The 19,601-nt window shown below is 56.1% G+C and carries 15 protein-coding genes; 11 read left to right on the top strand and 4 right to left on the bottom strand.

What is annotated here, in order from left to right:
* Nucleotides 1–269: 269 nt before the first annotated feature.
* On the top strand, nucleotides 270–1,391 hold the full coding sequence (locus OZX72_RS00770) for an ATP-binding protein (RefSeq protein WP_277158570.1): 1,122 nt from the start codon (nucleotides 270–272) through the stop codon (nucleotides 1,389–1,391).
* Between the two features lie 24 nt (nucleotides 1,392–1,415).
* On the opposite strand, the gene OZX72_RS00765 is transcribed toward OZX72_RS00770, so the two are convergent.
* The 4 genes from OZX72_RS00765 to OZX72_RS00750 form a co-directional block, all read right to left on the bottom strand.
* Nucleotides 1,416–2,192 (bottom strand): hypothetical protein, encoded by a 777-nt coding sequence (locus OZX72_RS00765; protein ID WP_277158569.1) that lies wholly within the window; start codon nucleotides 2,190–2,192, stop codon nucleotides 1,416–1,418.
* A 335-nt stretch (nucleotides 2,193–2,527) separates the two neighbouring features.
* Nucleotides 2,528–4,135 (bottom strand): MDR family MFS transporter, encoded by a 1,608-nt coding sequence (locus OZX72_RS00760; protein WP_277158568.1) that lies wholly within the window; start codon nucleotides 4,133–4,135, stop codon nucleotides 2,528–2,530.
* A 673-nt stretch (nucleotides 4,136–4,808) separates the two neighbouring features.
* Nucleotides 4,809–9,035: an Ig-like domain-containing protein gene (locus OZX72_RS00755; protein WP_277158567.1), complete on the bottom strand. Its 4,227-nt coding sequence runs from the start codon at nucleotides 9,033–9,035 to the stop codon at nucleotides 4,809–4,811.
* A 310-nt stretch (nucleotides 9,036–9,345) separates the two neighbouring features.
* The gene (locus OZX72_RS00750; RefSeq protein WP_277158566.1) at nucleotides 9,346–11,073 is read right to left on the bottom strand and encodes an MFS transporter; all 1,728 of its coding nucleotides are present in this window, start codon (nucleotides 11,071–11,073) and stop codon (nucleotides 9,346–9,348) included.
* Nucleotides 11,074–11,442: 369 nt separating this feature from the next.
* Between OZX72_RS00750 and OZX72_RS00745 the strand changes: the two genes are divergently transcribed.
* The 10 genes from OZX72_RS00745 (at nucleotide 11,443) to nrdE (ending at nucleotide 19,469) form a co-directional block, all read left to right on the top strand.
* Nucleotides 11,443–12,159, top strand: coding sequence for a TetR/AcrR family transcriptional regulator (locus OZX72_RS00745; RefSeq protein WP_277158565.1), 717 nt, complete (start codon nucleotides 11,443–11,445; stop codon nucleotides 12,157–12,159).
* Nucleotides 12,160–12,428: 269 nt separating this feature from the next.
* A complete protein-coding gene (locus OZX72_RS00740; protein WP_277158564.1) occupies nucleotides 12,429–12,944 on the top strand; it encodes a hypothetical protein in 516 nt (171 codons plus the stop codon).
* The gene (locus OZX72_RS00735; RefSeq protein WP_277158563.1) at nucleotides 12,913–13,227 is read left to right on the top strand and encodes a hypothetical protein; all 315 of its coding nucleotides are present in this window, start codon (nucleotides 12,913–12,915) and stop codon (nucleotides 13,225–13,227) included. The genes OZX72_RS00740 and OZX72_RS00735 overlap by 32 nt, the downstream gene beginning before the upstream one ends.
* A gap of 1 nt (nucleotide 13,228) precedes the next feature.
* Complete coding sequence (locus OZX72_RS00730; RefSeq protein ID WP_277158562.1) at nucleotides 13,229–13,510, top strand: hypothetical protein; 282 nt, start codon at nucleotides 13,229–13,231, stop codon at nucleotides 13,508–13,510.
* Between the two features lie 33 nt (nucleotides 13,511–13,543).
* A complete protein-coding gene (locus OZX72_RS00725) occupies nucleotides 13,544–14,704 on the top strand; it encodes a hypothetical protein (RefSeq protein ID WP_277158561.1) in 1,161 nt (386 codons plus the stop codon).
* Between the two features lie 12 nt (nucleotides 14,705–14,716).
* Nucleotides 14,717–15,340: a hypothetical protein gene (locus OZX72_RS00720; protein WP_277158560.1), complete on the top strand. Its 624-nt coding sequence runs from the start codon at nucleotides 14,717–14,719 to the stop codon at nucleotides 15,338–15,340.
* A 50-nt stretch (nucleotides 15,341–15,390) separates the two neighbouring features.
* Complete coding sequence (locus OZX72_RS00715) at nucleotides 15,391–15,942, top strand: hypothetical protein (protein ID WP_277158559.1); 552 nt, start codon at nucleotides 15,391–15,393, stop codon at nucleotides 15,940–15,942.
* Nucleotides 15,943–16,266: 324 nt separating this feature from the next.
* A complete protein-coding gene (gene nrdH / locus OZX72_RS00710) occupies nucleotides 16,267–16,542 on the top strand; it encodes a glutaredoxin-like protein NrdH (RefSeq protein ID WP_277158558.1) in 276 nt (91 codons plus the stop codon).
* Between the two features lie 58 nt (nucleotides 16,543–16,600).
* On the top strand, nucleotides 16,601–17,152 hold the full coding sequence (gene nrdI, locus OZX72_RS00705; protein ID WP_277159314.1) for a class Ib ribonucleoside-diphosphate reductase assembly flavoprotein NrdI: 552 nt from the start codon (nucleotides 16,601–16,603) through the stop codon (nucleotides 17,150–17,152).
* Between the two features lie 157 nt (nucleotides 17,153–17,309).
* Nucleotides 17,310–19,469 (top strand): class 1b ribonucleoside-diphosphate reductase subunit alpha, encoded by a 2,160-nt coding sequence (nrdE, locus tag OZX72_RS00700; RefSeq protein WP_277159313.1) that lies wholly within the window; start codon nucleotides 17,310–17,312, stop codon nucleotides 19,467–19,469.
* The last annotated feature ends 132 nt before the right edge of the window (nucleotides 19,470–19,601 follow it).

Genomic DNA, 19,601 nt, shown 5'->3' with positions numbered 1-19,601 from the left:
TTCTACTGATAGATTTACATAACACGAAATGACTGATTATCCTAAAATCAAACGCCGAATCAGCATCATTCCTATCAGACTTCCAGCAACCCGAGCTCATTCCTACTAGAAATCACGAAATACTAGTTTACAATTTACATAATTTGAATTTTACAACTTGCATAAATTCAATTTTACAACTATCATAAAATTTAATAATTATTCTGTCGAGTTACGGAAATGGATATACCATGCTCATCCCCCGCGAATTGACCCCACACGCCAAACAGATGGCGACATGGTTCCCGATAGTTTCCGTCATGGGGCCGCGCCAGAGCGGCAAATCGACCATGCTGCAATCGGCATTTCCAGACTTCACTTATCTCAACCTCGAAAACTCGGAACTTAGAAGCCTCGCCAACAATGATCCCACTGGATTCATGCACAGCCAACCTGTTCACTCGTTCATCGACGAAGCACAGTATGCGCCCGGACTGTTCCCTGAAATACAGGTCGTCGCGGACGAACGCCATGAGATGGGACAATACGCCATATCGGGATCACAAAATTTCCTGCTCAACAAAAATATCAAGGAATCGCTGGCGGGAAGAGTAGGGATTCTTGAATTACTGCCATTGAGCTACCACGAAGTGTCACACTCAATCCCGGATTTCCCCGTTGACCGATTCATGTTTCGAGGAGGATATCCACATATCTATGAAGCCGATATTCCCGAACATATTTATTTTCGCAGTTACCTTGATACCTATCTTCAACGCGACATCTCAGACCTGCTTGAAATCCGGAATTATCGAAGCTTTGAGAATTTCCTCCGCTTATGCGCTCAAAATTCAGGAGAGTTGCTCAATACCTCAAAATTAGCTCGCGATACGGAACTCAGCCGGCCAACAATCAATAGCTGGCTGACCACGTTATCGGCCAGCTATATCGTGTTCCTGTTATCACCTTATTTCTCGAACCCGCGCAAACGACTTACCAAAACGCCAAAACTTTATTTCTATGACACGGGTTTGCTGTGTTATCTGCTCGGCATCCGCAGCGTCGACGAACTGCTCCGACATCCGAAGCGCGGAGCCGTGTTTGAGAACCTCATCATCGAGGAGACGCTCAAACGCGGATTCAACGCCAACAGCGAATCCCGGCTCTATTTCTACCGTGATTCCAACGGCGTGGAAGTCGATCTGATGGACATGACCAACTCCCTTTCGCCTCAACTCATCGAAATCAAGTCCGGCATCACGCCACGCGACGACTTCTTCCGTCACCTGAAAACCGTCGGCCGCGACCTCGATATCCCCATCGAGCAACGACAAGTCGTCTATCGCGGCAAGTCAAGTTTCCGCACCCCTAATGGGCGCTTCGTATCAGCTAAGGATTATCTGCTGAAATAAAACCGCCATTTACCAGATACGCAATCAGGCCATACCACCAGCGGCAAAGCAAGTCATGGCATCATCGGTATTCATATCGAACGGGATCTTCTTCTGTGGGTCGCCTGTGCCGTTCATTGCGTCCTTGAGTTTCTTGGCAGTGAATTTACCATCAGCAATTTTGTGCCTGTGCAGGCAGTGAACCGTGGCCTCATAATCGTCGGCAAGCAATTCCGGATTCGATTGCTGCGTGACATAGAGATATTCGATGTTCTTGCTCACGCCTTCTGCACACTGGCTATCGACCTTCTGCATCTTCTCCGATTCAGCCGCATCCTTTGGCACCGGATCAGTGCCATCGTTAATATAAAAACCGCCAGGCCCCATGTGCTCAAGCGTTTTCCAACCTTTGGCGGCCAGACATGAAGTCTCTTTAGTATGCGCAGCTTGGTAATCCTCGCTACTAATCTTGCCGTTTTCCTTCGCGCGAGTGAGCACTTCACGCTCATAATTGCTCAAAGACTTTTTGGCGAGATACTGGTCAAATAGCGCCGTGAGATTCGGTGCCAACTTCTTGTCACTAGCTTGATTACCGACTTGTGATTGTGCGGAGCCTGAATCTGGCTGCCCTTGCGCATCGTGTTTCCATGGGGCGGAGCACGCGGTCAGCGACGCAAGAAGACCGACGCACGACAGAGCGGCCAGCAGACGGCGGGATGCGCTTTTGCGATGATTTTTTATTTTCCTACCGCTACAATCAGCGGATTCATTTTTCTCCGACAGATTTCGATGCAGGGAATCGAACAACACTGTTTTCCACATCAGCAATCGCCTCCTCAGTGAGTCATTATTCAGTGACAGATACAACACCATTACGTCGTATTGATTATATCCGAAAGTAATGTCTGATAATTCTGTAAAAAATATTAGACAAACTTTAGAAGATAACGAGCAGCCAGCTCACACTAATCCATAATTATCAAAAGCAACCATGGAAATTCGTACAGCATCCTTTGATAACTATGGGTTTGCGCGAGCTGATTTTTACAACAACACGAAAAAGCCCCGCCAAAAACTTTGGCAGGGCTGGATTTCAGGAAGTTCGAGACGCAGACAGTTACGTTAGACAGCCAACCGGCCCGAACAACTCACCGCACTCAGTGCTCGAGCGTGGTGGAGAGTTCCTTTTGACGCACGAAGAAGAAGACGATCACGGCGAGGATCATGAACGGCACCATCCACAGGAAGATGGGCAGCAGGGCGCTGTTGTAGGCGTCGATGATCGGGGTGCGCAGCATGCCGGGCAGTGCGTTGACGCCGCTCGGGGTGAGGCTGCTGGCGCTCAGATGCATGGCACCGTTCATCGCGGCCGTACCCCTGTGGCCCATCACCGCACCGCTGGAAGCCATCTGCGACATCACGGCGGCCAGATTGTCGTGCACGAAACCGGTCAGACGCGAGGTGAAGATGCTGCCGACGACGGCCGAGCCAATGGTGGCACCGACCTGCTTGAAGTAGTTGAACGAAGCGGTGGCGGTGCCGACGATCGAGGTGGGGAACGCATCCTGGACGATAAGTGTCAGGATCTGCTGGCCCAGGCCCAGGCCGATGCCGAAGACCATCGTGTAGACGCAGAGCAGCCAGACCGGCGAATCGGCCTTCAGGGTGGAGGTCAGCGCGAGGCCGACGGCCATGATGGTGGTGCCGACGATCGGGTAGATCTTGTATTTGCCGGTCTTGGAGACAAGGTTGCCGGAGATGATCGAGGTGACGAGCACGGAGGCCATCATCGGCACCATCAAGAGACCCGCCTGGGTCGCGGTGACGCCGGTGGTCATCTGGATATAGGTCGGCAGGTAGCTCAGCACGCCGAACATGGCGACGCCGATGAGCAGAGCGCCGATGGTGGCAACGTCGAAGTTGGAGTTGCGGAAGAGGGTCATAGGCATGACCGGTTCCTTGACCTTGAGTTCGACGAAGACGAACAGGGCGATCAGCACGGCGAGAGCCACGATGACTTCGGCCCAGTTCCAGGTGTGGGGCTTGCTTGCGTTGGTGCAGACCAGCACGATGATGACGGTGATGGCGGCAATCAGCGCCATGCCGAAGTAATCGATGTGGGAACGGTTTTCCTTGCTCGGCTTGGGCAGGTGCAGGAAAACGGTCACAGCCGCGAGCGCCAAGATGCTCAGCGGGATGTTCATCCAGAAGGCCCAACGCCAGCCCGGGCCGGAGGTGAGCCAGCCGCCGATCAGCGGGCCGGCCACGGAGGAGACGGCGAAGACGGCGCCCATGACGCCCATGTACTTGCCGCGTTCGCGGGCAGGCACGACGTCGGCGATGGCCGACTGGGAGAGGATCATCAGACCGCCGCCGCCAAGGCCCTGAATGACACGGGCGGTGACCAGCAGGTTCATGTTGCCGGCCAGCGCGCCGACAATAGAGCCGGACATGAACAGCACGATAGCGATCAGTAGCAGAGGTTTACGGCCAAAGATATCGCTGATGCGTCCGTAGACCGGCATCATGACGGTCATCGCCAGCGCGTAGCCGGTGACGACCCAGGTCATACGGTCGACGCCGCCGAGATCGCCGACGATGGTCGGCATGGCGGTGGAGAGAACGGTCTGGCTCAGCGAGGACATGAGCATGGTGACCATCAGGCCGATGAAGACGAACATGACGTCGCGCTTCGACGGGCCTTGGTGCCGCGTGCGCATGGTTTCGGACGCAGCGTCTGTTGCTTCAATAGCAGTCGTTGACATAGCACTCCTTCACAAATTGGTTGGGTTGGCCGTCTCTTTCCGATCCATTCATTACACGAGACATAAAAAAGCCGGTGTCGCGCAACGCGAACGAATCGCCATTGACACGACACCGGCCAGAGATTTCACGACGGCCGGAATTTCTTTTCCGTAGCAGACTATCGGCTGGAAATTCAGGGTGCAAGCTCGTTTAATGTGATGATTGCCATACGACATTTATTAGTGATTCCAATTACATTTGTTGCATTTTATTAGTTAATGCCTTATATACGCCCAATATCAACGAAACTGAACAGTGTTAGGTAATACAATTATGACTATCGGTTGTTCTGGCAGCGAATTGTTCGCGCTCACCGTTACCTCAAAGCGAAACGTCAGGAATCAGCCTGCAGCATAGAACCGAACAATTCATCTGATATCCGGATACTAATTTCGTAAATTTTTGCGACGATTATTATATAAAATGTCTTTAAAATTCTTGGCATCGTGGACTCAACTAATATAGAAAGCCACCAGCGGACGAAACACCTTTGCTCGAGTAACAAGGAAAAAGCCGAGGTAAAAGATGGATGTAAAACTTGCGGCACCTTCCCGCAATCGAATCATTCGACTCGACCTATAGGAAGATGCCGCAAGCTACTTTATCCGTATTATTCGCGCAATATCTTGCGCATCACCGAACGAATCTGCGCCGCAAGGTGACCGCAGCCGCGAGCGCAAGGGACAGAATGCCAGCCATCGCGACAACGGCAATCATGGCGCTGACATCCGCTCCCGTTTCGCTCAGGCTCGCACCATTAGTACCTGCGACGCCCTTGCCCGCACCGGAGCCCATTACCGACGACCCTCCGGGCAGTCGCGATACGGAACCGGAACCTCCGGAAGGCGGCACGGGAGTTTGCCCGCTGCCGGACTGTGACTGCTCATAGTCGCGTAGCGATTGCACGCTGATGCGAAGCAGACCGGACAACCCCGGAACCTGCTGGCTCGTGGCCGTTACCTCATATTCGGCGGTTTCGGCGTTGGCGGGAATGGTCAGCGTCCCGGATTGGTCGATGGTCGGCTCGCCCGGCGACGGCGTCTCGTCCTGCGTCGAAACCGATTCCGAAGCCGGAGCCACGCCAACACGCGTCAGCGACCAGTGCACAGCCTTAGTCCAATCATCGGCCTGAGTATATGGTGCTTTCCCGGTCACATTCAGCGCAATCCGCACCGAAGCCTGCTTGCCGGCGACAATCGGCCCGGAAGAACCAGCTGGCAACGCCAGCTTGATATTCGCCGGAATCGGATGCGTGCGCACCTCCTGCCGAGGCTTAAGGCCCTCGGGGTTCGAGACGCCAAGCGGCAGCATCAGCGAACCCGGGAAATGATAGGTTCCGGGTGCGCTCTGGTCGGTGTAGTTGCTCGGGTCATCGTCCCAGCCGGGGATGGTGAGTGTGACCTGCCCGCCGCTGGCAAGATGCGCGACGATGGTACCCGGCATGCCCAGCTGTTCGCGGCTCAGCCCCACCGGCTTGTCGAGCGTAGGCAGCGGGTCGAGCGAGGTGATGGCGTCGGACTTGACATGAATCGTCGCAGCCACCGGCCTGCCAATCTGCGGCACATCCGCGCTGACCGTGAAATCGCCGTCGGTGGTGAAACTACCGGCATCAAACGTCGGCCATGTCACGGGCACGTCCATATTCCTGCCGTCGGAATAGGCGACGTGCACCTTGTCCGGCAGCGTCGGCACCTGGCCGGGTTTGATGCTGGCTTCGACCGGAGTGACCGAGGAAATATAGGAGTCGGAGAGGAGCAGCTTCGGCGCCAGTGCGTCGGCGGTCATGGTGAAACCACTCATGGAGGCAGGCAGCCTGAACGTCCCGACCGCATGGTCGATGAACGCCTGCCGTGCTCCCTGCGTAGAGAAAGCCTCGAACCCGGCGTTGTCGCGGTTGAAGTTGGCGGTATTGCTCATGGGTATATCCACCAAGAAGCTCACCGGCTTCATCGAGCCAAGGCCTCGCAGATACTGCGTCACATCGATGTCCAACGCGTATTGGTTGTCGATGATCTCGCCGTTGGTCACCGCCCGGCTGCCCGCCGGCTTAAGCGTGCCGTAAGTAGGGATATTTTCGCCGGAACCCAACGGCTGATGGTTGGCCGCAGTGACGTCGGCATTGCCGGGGCCGTTGTTCCACGTCACGGTGTTCGCATCCCAGCTCGTGTCGGTGGCGTAGGCATCCACACGGAATGCGGTGTTGCGCAGCTGCTCATCCGGCGTCGCGCCGGCACTGTTGTTGATGTTGAACTGGTTGACGTACACCCGCAGCTTCGCGTTCTTGATCTCGTCCGGCCTGCCCGCGTAGGCGGACGGATCGAACTTGACATAGAATCGCCGGTTGTAGTTGGGCGAAGCGGAATTCTTCAATCGCAGGATCAGGTTGTTCGAATAATTCATACCGAACGGCGACTTGGGGTCGCTGGACACCGTTCCACTGCCGGTTTGCGCTCCCATAGCAGTGTCTGCGCTGCCACGTTGCACGGTGGCATCGGCCGTGTCGGTGAATGAACGTTGCACATTGGCACCGGCTCCCAGCTCTCCGGTCACCGTCACCGTGGCCTTCGCTTTGACGGCGGTAATCCCGTCAATCGCGCCGGAAACCGTAATGGTACCAGCGTTCTTATAGTCGTCCTGCTTGATGTAATCCCACTTGACCGCATGGCTTTCCGTGCGCTGCGTGGTGCTGCCATCGACCGTTTCCTTGACGGTGACATCGATGGACTGCGGCAGCGTCGGATAAACTCCGGCCGGCGTGGTCACATTGACGGCCTGGGGTGTGTAATCCGTGCGGATCTCATGGTCCGAGACCTGGTGGGCACCGATGTCGATGGCGCGGTTGAGCGTGCTGTCGCCGAAGAGATCCTCGCTCGGCGTACCTTCCTGCTTTTGGCCTTTGGCCACGGCGGGGCTGTCAGCTGCGATCTTGAACAGGGACGCGCGCTGGCGCAAGCGCTCCTTCGGGTTGCCCCACGGCAGGCTGGTTGCCGGGTTGTCGAGCACCGAGTTGATCTGGCCGTCCAGCTCTCCTACGCCATTGGCCGTCGTTTCGATGGCGAGCTTCGGGTCGGCGAAAACATTGCCCGCGGCCTGCAGACCGGCCTTGGTGGTTCCGCTGGCCGCGCTGGCAATGCTGTCAGTCGAGAAGAGGTTATGGTTCAGATAGGATGCGGCGTTGTCGTGCAACCTATGTTCCGTGGGAGCGCTGCCGTCCGGCGGATAGTTCGAAAGGAACTTGACCTTACCCGTGCCTGCCTTGGCCACCACGTTGTTGTTGAAATGAGCGATGACGCCGCTGTTGTCGCTGCTATTGCCTTCGCCGAACAGGGATGTGGTCACGCCGTCGCCGACGTAGAACGTATTGTTGTAGATGTCGGGCATGGCGGCGCCGTCATCCTGAATCCAGTAATGGAAGAGGCTCTGTTCCTTGTAGGTGTAGGGATAACCACCTGCACCCGGTCCGTCGGCATTCGTGCCGGCGTTGCCGCCGCCGTCGTTGGCCGAGATGTTGTAGCGCACCGTCGAATTGGCCTGGTCGCTCATCAGCAGCATGAATCCGCCGCCGTTGCCGTGGCTGTAATTGTATTGGTAAGTCACGTTGCTCGACTGCATATCGATGTCGAACGCCTCGCCGTCGTTGTAGCCGTATTTGTTGCCGTAGACCTCGTTGTATTGTGCGAGCACATTATGGCTGGCCATCACCCACAGCGCCGCATAATTTTGCGTACCGTAGTCGGCCGCGCAGGCGTGAACGACAACGTTGCCTTCAATCAGGCCGTTGTCGCCGACCTCAGACATCACGATGGCATCGCCAGCGACGTCTTCAAGATAGTTGTTCTTGATCGTCACGTCGGTAAAGAGCTTCGGGTAGGAACCGGTATCGCTTTCGGCCTTGGTGCGCAGGCCTTCGAGACCGACACGTTGGACAATGTTGTTCTGCATGGTCAGATGGCTGAAACCGGTGTCGGCCACACGGTTGGCGCTGTTGACGGCATTGCCATCAGGGTTGACCCAGTAGCCGAGTGCGATGATGCCGCCAGCGTGCTTGAGCTTCATCGGCAGCCCGTCATGCTGCGCCTTGAGATAGTACTCGGATTGCACGTCGTGCACGTAATCGTTCTCCACGGTCACACCGTTGAGGTTGCGGTTAAGACCGTAGCCCAGCAGCAGAATGCCCGCACGCTGCTTGTCTCCGGGCTTCTTGTAGCCGTTCGGATTGGTCAGTTCGGGCGTATTGGTCACCTCGAGATTGCGGATAGACCAGTATTCCTGATTGGTCAGCTGCACGGCTCCGGAAATGTAGCGCTTGAAGGTGCCCAGAACATTCTCGGTCCCGTTGCCGTTGATCACCGGCCGCTTCGCGGCGGTATAGGTGGCTGCACCACTTTCGTTGCGAGTATAAAGATCGATAACGATGGGCTTACCGCTCGCACCATTGCCTTTGGGCATGAGCGTCTGACCGTTCCACGTGCTGCCAGATTCCAGGAGGATGTGGTCGCCCGGCGCATAGGTTTGCGCCGATACCTTGCTGAGGTTCTTCCATGCGTGGTCGGCACTCTTGCCGTCGTTGGCGTCATTGCCATTGGCGCTGTCGACATAATAGGTCATGCCGTCGGCGGACGGGCCTGCCGAAACGAACGTGGAACCGCTTCCGCGCGTGCTGACACCTTGCGATGACAGGGTTTTCGCTGAAGCGCTTTTACCTTTGCCTTCGTTCGCGGGCGTTGCCATCGCCATCGACGGACTTACCAGCACCATCGAAAGCAATGTGGCCGCCGCGGCAACAACCGCCACCAGCTTCCCTTTTCTGCGACGTATCTTTTCGGGCCCATAGTTATCAGTATTTCGTATCACTCTCATAAACCACCTCATTCGTCGGTTCACGACCTCGGCCACTTCGCCAAAATCATAAAGAGCGTAATTTACGCTTCCGATAATTATAATCGAAATACGATAACCCCGACAGGCTTTGCCGTTATTTGCCGCCATCGGTCAATCACTGGAACGAAGACGACAATGATGACTCAAAATCAGCGCAATGCGCACGGCTGGTTTGGCAAAGTTAGATGAATACGAACGCCCGATTACGAATACAAAAAGCCCTGCCAAAATCTCTGGCAGGGCGGATTTCCGACGATTACAAAATAATGAAACCGTAATTGTGCAAAGGCTACTCGACCTGATCACGCTTGGCGGCGCGGGCGACCCAGATCGAGGCGATGAGGCCGATAGTTAGCAGGACAATGGCGGCGACCAGTGTCCACTGGCTGGCGCGGGTGAAGGCCGAGGTCATTGCGTCGACCACCTGCGGGCCGAGAGCGCCGAGCTTGCCGTGGGCGCCTTGGGCACGAATGCCGACGATAGCCGAGCCTGCCGAAGCGTCGAGCGAGGTAGTAAGGCCCGAAACCAACTGCGAAGGCAGGCCGCGCACGTTTTGAAGCGAGGCAGGTGCAATATTGGTGACCATCACGGAAAGCACCAAGCCGGCCAGTGCTGCACCGATGCCGGTACCGAGCTGACGGATGGTCGATTGCGTCGCGGAGCCTTCTCCCGACTGGGCGACGGGCACTTCGGAAAGCACGAGACTGGTGAGCTGGGCGGCGGCGAAACCGAGACCGACACCGTACATGACGAACGGCACGAGCATCCAAGCCACCGACAGGCCCGGCCGCATCATCGCCATAAGGATGACAACGCTCAGAATCTCAATAACCAGGCCGAACTGCACGGTATGCGGGGCGCCGATTTTCGCGGTGACCGGGCGCGCGAGACCGCCGGAGACTATGGCACCGAGACCCATGGTCGCCAGCAGTGCGCCGGTCGGAATCATATTGAGGCCGCGCACATTAATAAGGTAGAGCGGCAAGACGAACATGATGACGAATTCGCCGGCCTGAATGGCTCCGGCGGCAATGTTGCCCATGGCAAAGGTCGGGATGCGGAACAACGTCAAATCGAGCATCACCGGACGCGAGCGGCGGGCGCGGCTGTTTTCGGTGTAAATGAAGAGCACAAAGAAAACGATGCCGAGCACAATACAAATCGGGATGACCGAAACCGGCCAGCTCGCGCCCCATTTGAAGCCGAAAATGCCGAAGTCACCCTTGGGTTTGAGCCAGCCGTAGGTCTGGCCTTCGATCAGGCCGAAGAGCAGGAACGCGGAACCCAACGCGGAAAGCACGATGCCCAACGGGTCGAAGCCGTCGGGCTTGGCAGCCAAGTTGGCGGCGTCTGCCGCGGCGAGCTTCTGCGCGGCAGCACCCAGTGCCTTGGCTCCGGCCTTGCCACCTGTCTTCGGCACGAAGAAGATGGCGGAGACGAAGACGATGATGCCGATCGGCAGGTTCACCAGGAAGATCCAGCGCCAGCCGATGGTCTGGGTGAAGAGACCTCCAAGGAACGGACCGATGGCCGCGGCCGCACTCATCACCGAACCCCATACACCGAACGCGATAGCGCGGTTCTTGCCACGGAACGAAGCGGAAACGATAGAAAGCGTCGACGGCATCGCCAACGCCCCACCGACGGCCTGCACCGCACGGGCGCTCAACAGCAGCGTGGCACCGTTGGAGGAGGCGGCGAGAACGGAACCGGCGACGAAAACGACCACGCCTACCTGCAGGGTCAGCTTGCGGCCTTTGAGATCGCCGAGCTTGCCGAACGGCAGCAGCAAGGCGGCCAAAATGATGTTGTAGAGTGAGGTGACCCACTGCGCGTCAGTCAGGTTGAGGCCGATCTCGCGGATCATCACCGGGATGGAAACGTTGACGATGGAGCTGTCGAGGACGATCATCGCGAGCGCGAGCGCCAAAACCCACAGTGCGTTCCACGGCGGCTTCACAGCGGAATCCGTTTCTTTGTGCCCTTGGACGACTTGGCCGTTTTGTTGTTGAACCATCGGTAATCTTTCGTAGTGACGGCAACACGCATCAAGCCCTTATAAGGCAAACCGTCAATAAATGCATATTTTCGCGACAGCTGGTCGCAAACTTCAGAGACTATACGCCACAATCGTAAGACACGCAAATCCGCGCGACCGTCAGATTAAAATTTCCGCAAAAGGCGAAGGATTGTAAAAGTCAGAAACAATAAAAATTATCACAGTTGCCGATAAACCACGAAATGGCCCATATTATGGGCGAGAACGCACGCGGCACAATTCCGGAAGTCTACACAATGGGCAGGAACGGAATATGGGCAGGCAGTGCAGATAATATGGTATATACGAGTAACCGATAACCGTGCCGCGAAACACGAGAGGGACGATATGCCACGCATCAATGAGGCCAATCTTGAGGAACATCGCCGTCACACGATGAACGCGCTGCTCGATTCGGCGGAAAAGATCATGCGCGAGCAAGGCGGCGAAGCACTCACCCCCGCCAATGTCAGCAAAGGTGCCGGCATCGCACGCAACTCAATCTATCGTTACGTCAAGGATATGAAGGACCTGCGCCGCCAACTGATGGCGCGGCACATGCCGCAGTGGGTCGAGGCGCTCGAAAAGGGCCTGGGCGGGGTCACCGATCCGGCGGAAATCATCGTGCAGTGGGTCAAGATCAATCTCGAACAGTCCATTCTGCAGGGCCACGATTGGATGACGCAGATACCGCTGAGCGACGCGCAGAGCTATCGCGACGACAAAGGCCTTTGGCCGAAGGCTGGCAACGGGGCCAACGGCAATAATAAGGACGATAACAGCAGTAACAACAAGGGCGACAACGAACGGACGCCGAACGACCAGCCGCTCGAACCGACACAACCGAGTCTGCACGAACGTATCAATGCCCCCATCGTCAGGGCCTGGGGCCAGCTGAGCCCGCAAAATCCGCAAGTCGGTATCGCGGTGACTGAAGGACTCGTCTCCAGCGGGATGAAGTTGCTGAGCGGAAAAGAGCAGACCGAGGAACTGCGAGCCGCCGAAATCAGCGACATCGAACGCGCCATCCGCGCCATCGTCAAGGAATTGCGCGAAGACCAGTAACACCTCGCAAGCTTCAGCGATTACCTAGATACTACGTAGATTTTTACGCGTCAATAATTACATAACTATTCCCTAGACCTTCAGGCTGCGGCATACCCGTTTCCGGAAACCGGAATCAACACATCAGACCATTCTCGCTATCGCGCCAATTTCTTATGAGCACAGTTGCACATCCACATTAGGGCCATGTTGGATTCAATGTTAATCACAAAAGATAATTATCATTATTCTATAGTATTATTGAGTCGTTTATACATGGAGATGAACCAATGCCATATTCCGATACGATTCGCAGCAGAATCGCTGGCCTCGACCGCAGGGGGGCCGAACTCAGCGCCGAGCGGGCAAGAATGCAACGCAGACTTGCAGGCCTGAGGGAACTTCATGCCCATGTAGCCGATCAATTCAGGGAATTCGAAAGCCAACATGCCAGCCGGCAACTCGCGTTACAGAACCTCGGGCAATCGATGCTGGAAAGCCGATCCGTGCAACGCTACCTAGACATGATGAACGCCCAAATGAACAACGGAAACCACGCAAACGCCGTGGATGCCTTCAAGCAATCATTGCACCGGCTCGAGATACAAATCGAAGAGGCCGAAGAACAGATACGGGATTACGGAAATGCCATGAACAACGTCGCGGAAGAGCGCCAATACCAGCAGCGACAACTCAATAGAGTCGTCGCCGAAGAACAATGGGAACAGCAACAAGAGCGCCTCCACGAAGAAGCACGGAGAAGGGGGAATGGTAATGAGCAGCGATCCGAATCTGATTATCAGTGACGAATACACCAACGAAGTCGGCAACACATGCCGGGGCTACGGAAACACCCTCGACGATGCCATGAAAAGCTATCTGTCGTTACTCGATCAGGTCACTTCCGAAGCGATTCCTTCCGGGGCGCAACACGACGCTTTGGTCGCTTTTACGAACGTCGTAAAACAACTTTACGGCGGAAAAACCGGCACGCTTGAAGAGACATCAAGCACATTGCAAACGACTTGCGAGGATTTCATCGCGCAAGTGGACTCCGATGACCAATTCCGGTCTTTGAATGGGGCATGATATGGCAGAAATAAATGTCAATAAAAAGAAACTTGACAAACTTATCAAGCAAATAAGGGACCTCAGCACCGACGAATTCGGTGCAGGCGAGGTGATGGGAACCACTGATATGCAGGGTGCGCAAGGCGCTTCGATGACTGCCTTGCATCAGACCGAGGAAGAATACCCCGCGATTGCGGCCTCGATGCGAACCTTGTTCAGCAACACTGCGGACTTTCTGGAACAAGCCGGCAAACTGATGGAATTCAACGACATGCTATCAGCCCAGCAATTTAACGCCTAGCTCCCCGACAAGGCAACGAACGAAAGGGCAACGATGCAAGAACTCAGAGATTTCACGGATCACACCAAGCAGCAGTTTCTCCAATGGGCCAAGGAAGCTGAACCGACAAACGACTGGGAACGATTCTGGGACCCAATCAAAAACGGATACATCGCCAGCGAACTTTCCCAGCAAGAAACAACCAATCTACAGGTGGGCACCGAACTCGCATCAGGTTACGAACGCGACGTCATCGACATGAACAATATGTCCATTCAGCAGGTCAACCAGATCTGGGATAAGGTCAACGATGACGCCAGCAAGGCATTGTCGCAATTCGTTGCCACCCGGAGCGACCTTGAAGGATTCCTGCAGCAACTCAACGTACTGGCAGACACCATGTCCAACGGGGCAGGAAGCGGAACACTCGACATCAACTACATCAATGGCGGTCTCAGCGCAAGCATCGCTTCTTATAACAAGCTCGATAAAATTTACAAGGATATTGAGGGCAAGGGGCTGACCGAGGCTGAGGCAGCGAAAAACCCTGACGTGATGGCCGAAGTGCTGAAGACCATGGGTGCCAACATCATCCAACTGGAGCCTGAGCTCGCGGCAAACGGAAAATTCGAAGTCGGTCTCGGGCCCGGACTCGTGATGACCCTGTCGCTATCGACCGAAAGCCAACACCGGGGCGGGCTGAAAATCACCATTCCGGATTCCGTTATCAAGGGCGAAAGAACCGAGCTGAGGGACCTCATCTCTTTCGACCCAGAGGGGCTTGTTGTGAGCGCCGAGGGACAACCCGTCAATAACCCGCACCTGAAGGACCAAGGGTACAGCGATTGGGAAGGAGGGCAACCGATTCCCGATCTAAAAGGTGGCTTCACACAAACTTGGACTCGTGAACATGATGGCAAAACACAAAAATACTCAAGAGCCTACAACATACCAGAAAATTCCCTTGAAATATCTACTGGAGTCTCCCAACACGTAGAGGGAGGCTCTATTTCCACCGACCTAGCACTTAAATCCACGAGAGATTCCCATTGGCCCCCCTTTCGTCAGCCCGAACCGGTCAGAGACCCAATCAGAGTACCCGAGCTGCATTGGCCTGATTGGAAACGGGAACCTACGCGCGAGCCGGTACCCGGTCGCGCGCCGGAACCGTCTCCAGCCCCAATCCCAATTCCTCCCCTAATCCCCGCATTCTGAAAGAACCTACGAATGGCACAATCTCAGTTACGACAGAAAACCAGCCTGCGGACAGCAACCACACTGCTGCTCGCCGTCCTCATTATGCTCTTCGCCACCGCATGCGGGGCCCACACGCAGCAAGCCAGCAAGCCAACGCAGCCCAAGACCGAAAAAATCGTATACCCCGCCCAATTCATCCATGCTTTCGTCTTTAGCGACGGCATACGAGGATCTCGCAAAGCAGCCAAGCAATTTAAAGACTCGGGCGATTTCACCGATGCATATGCCAGAAAAAACGGAGACGTCGTCGTCATCGCCACCGAGAAACAACGACAAAAACGAATCAATGATTACGACGCCAGAATCACACAAGGAGAAAACGACTTCCAAAAAGGCGGAAAAGACTACAAATGCCAAATTAACGAAGACGGCAAAACCATGACCGTATGGACCGACAAGCACCTCACCCCCGACCCCAGCTTCGGTATTTTTGCACTGGTACCAGCCGCCTACGGAGGTAAGTACTACCTGGAACGTCATACCGGCGCGTGGGATATGGCCATCACCATACGCAACTGCCACACCAACCAGCAAGTCGGCCAATTCAACGCCTCACAAGGCTTCACCCTCAACCCCGCCACCTTCGGCGACTAACACGGGAAACTTTTGCGGAACGGATGAACATTTTCAAGTAAGGAGCAAAGATGAAAGAAGAGAGCGTTTTCGACGGAGCAGTAACGCTTACGATTCCCGATAGCTACGAACGTTGGAACGGGGACACGCAGCAATCTGGCGAAACCGCAGAAAACGCGGTGCAGCAGACCGGCGCCGACGACGACCCATACAATGCCCAGTTCATCCAGAACCTCGCGCCGAATGGCTTGTTCAAGGCACGCACCGACACATACGTCACCGGAACGAAAAGCGAAAATCCTTGGCAACCCGACAAACTCAGCGAGCGCCTTAACGACTATTACCAAACCGTCGTACGCAGCCTGCCGATGGTGCGCAATGCCGAAATCGGAACCCACCCCGCCCCGTACGGCGAGGAAACACAGGAAATCGGCATGCTCCACTACACGTTCGCGACCCCGACCTGCGACTGGTTCGCCTGCACAGTCCTGCTGCCCGTCGCCTCCAACGAAGCCACAATCACCATGCTGTGCACGCTCGACCACGCCGTCTTAGGAGCCATGGAATTCATGTCCATCGCCGACTCGATCACGCTCAACCAGCTTTCGCCGGCGCAAGAATAACGGTTATCTCGATACTTATAATCAACCAATCTGGAATCCGGGAAAACGGCAATTTATCCACCGAAATATCCAGATTTTTCCACATCAATCCACTTGTCTATTTTCTCTTGCCAGCGTGTATTGTGAAATAAAACACACTATACGTAATACGTAATTTGCGCCCTTATTCCGACACCCCTTGTGCCATCTGCCTTTAGAAGCCATAAGCACTATATCTAGTGGTTGGTAAACCGACACGCTACTAGAAGTTGGGGTTCAGTTTGGAACTACAACCATGTAACCTGAGTTCTTGAAAGCTTACAAGACATCGATTCGGAGGTTACGATGACCGTTACCGTTTTCACCAAACCACGCTGCCCACAGTGCGAGGCGACCAAGCGCCAGCTTACGCGAGCCAACATCGCGTTCGAAGCGGTGGATCTGACTGAAAACCCCTCCACTCTCGAACAGCTCACGCAGGCCGGCTTCCGCCAGGCGCCCGTCGTCATCACGCCCGACGCCTCCTGGAGCGGTTACCGTCCGGACCTCATCAAGCAGCTTGCGACCAACGCCGTCAAGACTTCTGCTGACGCCAAGGCTTCGCAGTCCGTTCTCGCCTGACCTGACGATGAACCAGACGAAGCAAACCAACCAGACGAATCTCGGAGAGAAGGCGACGATGGCGAACGCGAATATCGATAACGCCACCACCACAGGTGCCGAGCCGTACGACGACGAGTGCGTGACACCAAGCGAGCCAGAGGCAAAAGCTAAAGGCGAGCACATCGGCGCCGTGGTCTACTTCTCCTCGGTTTCCAACAACACCGCACGCTTCATCGAAAGCTGCGGTTTCCCCGACGAGGGCATCAACGTCTACCGCATCCCGCTGCGTCCGAAAGAGGCGCCGTTGCAGGTGCGCGAACCATACGTGCTCATCGTACCGACCTACGGCGGCGGCAACATCGCCAAAGCGCTGCTCCCTCAGATTCGCAAATTCCTGAACGGACACAAGAACCGCAGCTTCATCCGCGGCGTCATTTCCTCGGGCAATAGGAACTTCGCCACTGCGTTTTGTGCGGCGGGCGACATTATTTCCAAGAAGTGCCACGTCCCGTTCATGTATAATTTCGAACTCTTGGGCACGCCGGACGACCAACGCCAGGTGCGCGAAGGCGTAAGGGACTTCTTTCTCGAGGCCCGTCAGAATGATGCGAAACATCGTTCGTTATGAATTTTACGCACACCCAAAAGGGGGTATTTAAAAACCGTTCGGCGGAATTCCGCCCTTTTTATTTTAAATGCCCCGCTTTGGGTGTGTACCTTTTAATCATCACCAGCAAATTCCTGAAAGGAACCAACAAATGGCTCTCAACGACACAGCGCTGAGCATGGATAACACCGTCGAAGACACCGGTTTCGACCCGGAGCACGACTACCATTCGCTCAACGCGATGCTCAACCTCTACGACGAGGACGGCAAGATCCAGTTCGACAAGGACAAGGAGGCCGAGCGCGCCTACATCAATGGCCACGTCGCGGAGAACACGATGAAGTTCGGCTCCACCGCCGAACGCATCAAGTACTTGGAAGACAACCTCTACTACGAAAAGGCCGTTTTCGACCAGTACACCCCCGAGTTCCTGGATTCCTTCTACAAGCATGTCGAGGACTTCGGCTTCGAGTTCGAGACCTTCCTCGGCGCCTTCAAGTTCTACCGTTCCTACGCTCTGAAGACCTTCGACGGTAAGCAGTACCTCGAGGACTTCCCGCAGCGCAGCGCCGCCGTGGCGCTCGAGCTGGCGGCCGGCGACGAAAAGCTCGCCGTCAAGTACGTCGACGAAATTCTCTCCGGTCGCTTCCAGCCCGCGACCCCGACCTTCCTCAACTTGGGCAAGGCACAGCGCGGCGAGCCCGTCTCCTGCTTCCTCGTGCGCATCGAGGACAACATGGAGTCCATCTCCCGCGGCATCAACTCCGCCCTGCAGCTGAGCAAGCGCGGCGGCGGCGTGGCACTGCTGCTCACCAACCTGCGTGAGCAGGGCGCACCAATCAAGCACATCGAGCACCAGTCCAGCGGCGTCGTACCGGTGATGAAGCTCCTTGAGGACTCGTTCTCCTACGCCAACCAGCTCGGCGCACGCCAGGGCGCAGGTGCCGTCTACTTGAACGCTCACCACCCCGACATCCTCCGCTTCCTCGACACCAAGCGCGAGAACGCCGACGAGAAGACCCGTATCAAGTCGCTGTCCCTCGGCGTCGTCATCCCCGACATCACCTTCGAGCTGGCCAAGCGCAAGGAGAAGATGGCCCTCTTCTCCCCCTACGACGTCGAGCGCGTCTACGGCAAGCCGTTCGCCGACATCTCGGTGACTGAGAAGTACGACGAGATGCTGCACGATGACCGCATCCACAAGACCTACATCGATGCCCGTGAGTTCTTCATGACCCTCGGCGAGGTGCAGTTCGAGTCCGGCTACCCCTACATCCTCTTCGAGGACACCGTCAATCGCGCCAACCCGATCGACGGCCGCGTCACGATGTCGAACCTCTGCTCCGAGATTCTGCAGGTGCAGGAGCCCTCCACCTACAACGCCGACCTGAGCTACGACCACGTCGGTAAGGACATCTCCTGCAACCTCGGCTCCCTGAACATCGCGAAGGCGATGGACGGCGGCCTGGCCGATCCGGTGGAGACTGCAATCCGCGCGCTGACTTCCGTCTCCGAGCAGACCCACATCGATTCCGTGCCGTCCATCAAGCGCGGCAACGAAGAGGGCCACTCCATCGGTCTGGGCCAGATGAACCTCCACGGCTTCCTTGCCCGCGAGCACATGTATTATGGCTCGGAAGAAGCGCTGGACTTCACCGACATGTACTTCATGACCGTGGCCTACCACGCCTACAAGGCCTCGCACAAGCTGGCCGTCGAGCGCGGCCACGCCTTCGCGACCTTCGACACCTCCGATTACGCCAAGCCGGCCGGCCAGGGCAACTACTTCGACAAGTACACCGACGGCCGCCGTTCCCTCGAGCCGAAGACCCAAACGGTCAAAGATCTCTTCGAGCGCTTCGGCATCCACATCCCCACCGTCTCCGACTGGGAGACGCTACGCGACGAGATCCTGAAGGACGGCATTTACAACGAGTACCTGCAGGCCGTGCCGCCGACCGGTTCGATCTCCTACATCAACCACTCCACCTCCTCCATCCACCCGATCGCCTCGAAGATCGAGATCCGTAAGGAAGGCAAGGTCGGCCGCGTCTACTACCCGGCGCCGTACATGACCAACGACAACCTCGAGTACTTCCAGGACGCCTACGAGATCGGCTGGAAGAAGATCGTGGACACCTACGCCGAGGCCACCCAGCACGTCGATCAGGGCCTTTCGCTGACCCTCTTCTTCCCCGCCGGCGTCACCACGCGTGAGCTCAACAAGGCGCAAATCTACGCCTGGCGCAAGGGCATCAAGACCCTCTACTACATCCGCATCCGCCAGCAGGCGCTTGAGGGCACCGAGGTCGAGGGCTGTGTCAGCTGCATGCTGTAAATTCAGCGCTCAAGCCTCGAGCTGAAAATCGATAGTGCCCGCCAGATATCCGTTGATACTGGCGGGCACTTGCATAAGTCACCTCACACGGGATTAAGCGGCTGTGCAATACTGATAAGTAATCACATACTT

The organism is Bifidobacterium sp. ESL0769 (assembly GCF_029395495.1).
Taxonomy (GTDB): Bacteria; Actinomycetota; Actinomycetes; order Actinomycetales; family Bifidobacteriaceae; genus Bifidobacterium.
This window is presented reverse-complemented; position numbering and strand designations above follow the sequence as displayed.

Excerpts from the sequence above, each read along its gene's own strand:
- OZX72_RS00750 (WP_277158566.1), bottom strand. The coding sequence starts at position 11,073 with ATGGTTCAACAACAAAACGGCCAAGTCGTCCAAGGGCACAAAGAAACG.
- OZX72_RS00760 (WP_277158568.1), bottom strand. The coding sequence starts at position 4,135 with ATGTCAACGACTGCTATTGAAGCAACAGACGCTGCGTCCGAAACCATG.
- OZX72_RS00745 (WP_277158565.1), top strand. The coding sequence starts at position 11,443 with ATGCCACGCATCAATGAGGCCAATCTTGAGGAACATCGCCGTCACACG.
- OZX72_RS00735 (WP_277158563.1), top strand. The coding sequence starts at position 12,913 with ATGAGCAGCGATCCGAATCTGATTATCAGTGACGAATACACCAACGAA.
- OZX72_RS00720 (WP_277158560.1), top strand. The coding sequence starts at position 14,717 with ATGGCACAATCTCAGTTACGACAGAAAACCAGCCTGCGGACAGCAACC.
- OZX72_RS00715 (WP_277158559.1), top strand. The coding sequence starts at position 15,391 with ATGAAAGAAGAGAGCGTTTTCGACGGAGCAGTAACGCTTACGATTCCC.
- OZX72_RS00770 (WP_277158570.1), top strand. The coding sequence starts at position 270 with ATGGCGACATGGTTCCCGATAGTTTCCGTCATGGGGCCGCGCCAGAGC.
- nrdE (WP_277159313.1), top strand. The coding sequence starts at position 17,310 with ATGGATAACACCGTCGAAGACACCGGTTTCGACCCGGAGCACGACTAC.
- OZX72_RS00755 (WP_277158567.1), bottom strand. The coding sequence starts at position 9,035 with ATGAGAGTGATACGAAATACTGATAACTATGGGCCCGAAAAGATACGT.
- nrdH (WP_277158558.1), top strand. The coding sequence starts at position 16,267 with ATGACCGTTACCGTTTTCACCAAACCACGCTGCCCACAGTGCGAGGCG.
- OZX72_RS00725 (WP_277158561.1), top strand. The coding sequence starts at position 13,544 with ATGCAAGAACTCAGAGATTTCACGGATCACACCAAGCAGCAGTTTCTC.
- OZX72_RS00765 (WP_277158569.1), bottom strand. The coding sequence starts at position 2,192 with ATGTGGAAAACAGTGTTGTTCGATTCCCTGCATCGAAATCTGTCGGAG.
- nrdI (WP_277159314.1), top strand. The coding sequence starts at position 16,601 with ATGGCGAACGCGAATATCGATAACGCCACCACCACAGGTGCCGAGCCG.
- OZX72_RS00730 (WP_277158562.1), top strand. The coding sequence starts at position 13,229 with ATGGCAGAAATAAATGTCAATAAAAAGAAACTTGACAAACTTATCAAG.
- OZX72_RS00740 (WP_277158564.1), top strand. The coding sequence starts at position 12,429 with ATGCCATATTCCGATACGATTCGCAGCAGAATCGCTGGCCTCGACCGC.